The organism is Alteromonas sp. AWM4_230, assembly GCF_056158305.1.
Window position 1 is genome coordinate 1 of sequence record NZ_JBSWTB010000007.1, and the last position, 3,316, is coordinate 3,316.

The window sequence follows — 3,316 nt, forward strand, 5'->3', positions numbered from 1 at the left end:
CCAATTGCTAAGGTTAATCCATTCCCTCCGATAGATGAAACCAGCACCTTTCTACATCAATACGCATTTTGTTGAATAAATCATCAGCAATCAAACTATCATTTTCTTGATGATATGCAATCCTTCGCTCTAATTCTTCTTTGGTTTGATCTGCATTTAGCATGTGAATGCTAAACGGATCTGCAACCACACCTTCCCCAGCTTTCAAATCATTTAACTTTTCTACGTTTTCCAAATCCAAGACCTGTTATTTTCCCATTCTCTCATTAAGCTATAAACTTTAACATTCATTTTAAAATCCTCCTAAAATTTTTTATGCGATCTCTTTTGTTATTACTTATATTATACCATATAGTAAACCAGTTTACCAGTAAACTATATGGTATTTTTAAAATAATTTTATAGACTAAACGCTTTATATTAATTCCGTAGCCTTTAATATTTTAATGGCTTTTTTTCTTTGTTCAGGCGACATTCTCTAATTGCTCTATTCAAAGTTCTTATATCGGCGTCATATGATCCGTTTCTGTTCTTCTGTTATTAAATCATTAGCAGAAATATTTAAAGCTTCTGCTAAGGTTCTTAAAGTTTCTATACTTGGATTATATCTATTCCTTTCTAAATCAGCTATATAAGACCTAGAAAGGTTTGATTTTGTAGCTAAATCTTCCTGTGTAATACTTGCTTGTTTACGAAAGATTTTTATTCTTTTTCCTAAATTCATGTTTTTTCCTCCTTCACTTCAGAATATTTTGTAACAATGTCCTTTATATTTACTTAATAATAGCCCCTTTCAGGTGAGAAAATCTCATAATTCATTCGGTAAAGCTGATATTATGCAATTTTTTAATAATGTTAGCTTCTTCAGATAAATTAAATTCTCTAATGACATTCACACCCCAAACGGTGATTTTGTCATCTTCCACGTAAATATCAACACATTCTCTCATCGGCTATCAACTCATAATAGCTATTAAAAATATTTGTATTTGTCATTGTTCATTTCTCCTTTGCACTTAAAGGTTTTAAGCCTTTAAATGTTTTGTATTTGTAGTTTGCAAGCCGAGAAATAGATTTCCCAAAGGGGATCTATTTTTCCCGTTTGATAATAGAAACAAGCCTGCAAAAAAATGTCAATAAAACGTGGAATACCGAACGATAGTGAGGCTATGCCGAGCGAAGCGACGAAAGTTTATTGACATTTTTTTGCGCCACTCTCTAGTCACCAGCAGGAAAGGTTCGGGTGTCCTACCTGCTGGTGGCTTAGAGTGGCAAGGCTTTAATCTTCGGATGGCAAACGGAAAAATAACTATAATAAAAAGCAGGCGAGAGCCTGCTTTCCTTTTTGTCTTTCATCTTTTGGTTTTTTATCTTTCGTTGTCGTGTACTCGTTAAGAAACAATCAGGAACTTACAAAATGTTGATTGATGGCGAACTACACGCTTTTTTGTAGTTGGCCATCAATCAAACAGTTTGTTGTTATCGAGTGTTTTAGAGGACAGCGAGATACCACAGGATGTTAGGCTGCGTTCTTTGCTGCCTTATCTCCTGTGAGTAGTACGTTTTTGGGCAACCCCAAAAAGGTTTTAAATTTTTTCAGTTTGCTTTTGAGTGATCTTGTTTTCATTTACGAAAAAATCGGGTATAAATAAAAGAAATCCATATAATAAAAAAATACCGTTAGTGCTAGTAACACTAACGGTACGCAATAGATAAGTTCCCTACAAGGGAGATCGACATTAAAGTGGAATAATCCACCCTAAAGTGAGTCGTGAGCTCAAGGGTGGATTTATTTTTTTTGGTTAAATGACAGTACCGCAACGATCAAACTGGAAAACGCCACAGCGAACATTAGAGTTTCAAAAACCGTCATACAGCCACCCCCTTTCTATTGGGAGTGTGCCTGACCACCCTTGAGAAATCTTATACTATTGCTTCCTCAAGTATAGCATAAAGACTTACCGTCTTTTAATAATTAAAAGCAATATAAGCAATTCCTAATAAATATTTATTGCAATATCCTATTAATTCACCTTCTGTATTTTCTTTAGAACAATATTTTCCCCATAACGAATATTTCTACAGATCATTGATATATCGCCGTTTTGCTTTAAGCAATCCCCAAGCTTTAAGCTTAACCTAACTGTAACGATTTAATAACCCCTTGTTCAAGTGCTGTTTTCTTTTCATTTTTAGTTAAATATATTTCTAACTGATTAAATTTTTTTCGATTATCTTTTTCAAATGTACCGCTGAATATAAACTCATTAATATTTTTTGTTTGATTGAACCTAATACAGACTATAAACACGTTTTCTTCTAAAAATGTTTCACCAAACCCAAACGTCCAATTGCTAGTTAATAGCGCAGGTATAAAGTATGTTTTCATTTCTGTATATATATAATCCATATTAACGCTTGTTTCATCACCTAAACCGAATGAAAAATGTAGAAAGGAAGAATCTATGTTTAATAGATAATTCAGCAATTTTCTTTTATTTTCATCTGAATTTTTATTCTTTTTTATCATCTCCATCAGTTTTTCTTTCCGTATTCCGGTTTTCAGCTTCTACACTAATCCTCCATTTTCATCTATAAAATTGCCAAAATTAGTCATTTGATATACGAGCATAGCAACAATCATAAGTGTCCTGATAATTGTTTATGGCTTCATTAACACAATTTGCTTGATGTAATATATAATCACCATATGAATTTATTGCAAAATACATAGGGAAGAAGGCGTCTTGTTTTGTATCATATTTTATTACCAAATTTTCGTTTTCTTTCTTTTGAAAGAGACTATAATGTATTTCTGTTTTAAGATAGGCTATTTCATCAATATACCAGCCATCTAGTGATATTTCTTCAAATTCGAGTAAACTTATCAATGTACTGTAAAACCGTTGTTGACTATCTGACCAATATTTTTTTCTAGCTTCCTTTTCTTTCTATACACTTGAATCACATCTAATAGGCTTACACTTTCAAAAATACACTATTAGATGTTATACTTCTAAAAGTAAAGGTTAATTGATCTTCAAAAATTGCATTAAGTGTTATAGAGTTTAAAATGCTGTCTGTCCCAAAACGAATTAGACCCATTTCATCACATTCGTAAGAACAGAAAGTTGGTACTAGTTGCTTGTTATCCATTACTTCTATCACAAAGTATCAATCCCTAAATGGGATGTAATTCTATTAAAGCAATAAACACCTTCAATTGGCATTTCTAAGTGTGGTCATTTGGTTTGGGCGGCGTTGTGTTGGGCACGGGTGCGGGGGGGGGGGGGGGGGGGGGGGCTTTTTTTTTTTT

The 3,316-nt window shown here is 33.1% G+C and carries 4 protein-coding genes; all 4 read right to left on the reverse strand.

The genetic code is table 11. The annotated features are described in order from the left end of the window. Positions 1–13: 13 nt before the first annotated feature. The 4 genes from ACXACS_RS20025 to ACXACS_RS20040 all read right to left on the reverse strand — a co-directional run bounded on the left by ACXACS_RS20025 (position 14) and on the right by ACXACS_RS20040 (position 2,536). Complete coding sequence (locus tag ACXACS_RS20025; RefSeq protein WP_474809404.1) at positions 14–235, reverse strand: hypothetical protein; 222 nt, start codon at positions 233–235, stop codon at positions 14–16. A gap of 276 nt (positions 236–511) precedes the next feature. Continuing rightward, a complete protein-coding gene (locus tag ACXACS_RS20030) occupies positions 512–724 on the reverse strand; it encodes a helix-turn-helix domain-containing protein (RefSeq protein ID WP_474809405.1) in 213 nt (70 codons plus the stop codon). A gap of 1,065 nt (positions 725–1,789) precedes the next feature. Next, positions 1,790–1,873 (reverse strand): hypothetical protein, encoded by an 84-nt coding sequence (locus ACXACS_RS20035; protein ID WP_474809408.1) that lies wholly within the window; start codon positions 1,871–1,873, stop codon positions 1,790–1,792. A gap of 261 nt (positions 1,874–2,134) precedes the next feature. Further along, a complete protein-coding gene (locus ACXACS_RS20040) occupies positions 2,135–2,536 on the reverse strand; it encodes a hypothetical protein (RefSeq protein WP_474809407.1) in 402 nt (133 codons plus the stop codon). Between the last annotated feature and the right edge of the window lie 780 nt (positions 2,537–3,316).